1 pseudogene is annotated in these 1306 nt (G+C 54.4%); it reads left to right on the plus strand.

Features of this window, described 5'->3' with window-relative positions:
* Positions 1-66: 66 nt before the first annotated feature.
* A pseudogene (locus SFC07_RS13230) lies at positions 67-1273 on the plus strand (IS3 family transposase).
* Positions 1274-1306: the final 33 nt, after the last annotated feature.

Raw genomic sequence — 1306 nt, forward strand, 5'->3', positions numbered from 1 at the left:
GGACCTGACCCCCGTTTGGTGGACACCTTGAAACCAGCATGATGCTGGGAAAGGTAATCTGCCACCATGCCACGCAAGACCTACACCGAGGAGTTCAAGCGCGACGCCGTTGCGCTCTACGAGAACTCCCCAGGTGCCTCGCTTAAGACCATCGCCACCGACCTCGGGATCAACCGCGCTACCTTGCATAATTGGTTAAAAGAATATGGCACCAGGGCCCGCACCAAGGTCAACTCTCAAGGCTCACCTGCGTCGACATCAGTAACGGAAGCCGAGCGGATCCGTCAACTAGAACGCGAAAACGCCCGGCTGCGGGAAGAGCGTGACATCCTACGGAAGGCCGCTAAATATTTCGCGGAAGAGACGAGACTTATGACCGCGCTTCCGGTTCGTTGATAACACCCAGAAGAACCACTGAAGTTAAGCGGTTATGCGAGGTGCTGAAACTCAACAGATCCTCCTATTATAAATGGAAAAACAGCAGTTCAGACCGTAGAAAACGACTGATATCCGACGCTCTCCTCGGTGCCCGGGTCAAGGCGGTCTTCACCGCCGAAAAGGGTTGTTATGGGGCCAAACGGATCACGGCCGAACTCAAGGACCAGACCGGTCATGAACCGGTGAATCATAAGCGGGTCGCCCGAATCATGCGTTCGTTGAAACTATTCGGCTATACAAAGAAACGCAAGGTCACCACCACAGTGTCCGATCAGAAGAAACCAGTGTTCCCTGACCTGGTGGAGCGGAAGTTCACCGCCGACAAGCCTAACCAGCGTCTCACGTCGGAGACATTACCTATCTGCCGATCGCGGGTGGGTCGAATATGTACCTGGCGACTGTCATTGATTGCTATTCCCGCAGGTTGGTGGGTTTTTCTATCGCAGATCACATGCGTACCTCCCTGGTGCAGGACGCGCTAAAAATGGCTAAGGGCCAGCGTGGAAGCCTGACTGGGGCGATTTTCCACTCGGACCACGGGAGCGTGTATACCTCGAGTGCATTCCAGGACACCTGCAAAAATCTCGGGATCAGGCAGTCGATGGGATCAATTGGAACCAGTGCGGATAACGCTTTGGCCGAGTCTTTCAACGCCGCGATGAAGCGGGAAGTCCTGAAGGATTCCAAGACCTTTGAGAATCAATTGCTCTGTCGCCGGGATGTTTTCCGCTGGTGTACCCGTTACAACACGGTGCGTCGGCATTCCTGGTGTAAATATCTCGCCCCTGTGGTGTTTGAGGAGCGCGGTTCTGTTATCCTGAGATCTGCTTCTTGATTAAATCCTCCGTGTCTACTATCCGGGGGTCGG

Origin of the sequence: Corynebacterium callunae, assembly GCF_046592015.1 — a bacterium.
GTDB lineage: Bacteria > Actinomycetota > Actinomycetes > Mycobacteriales > Mycobacteriaceae > Corynebacterium > Corynebacterium callunae_A.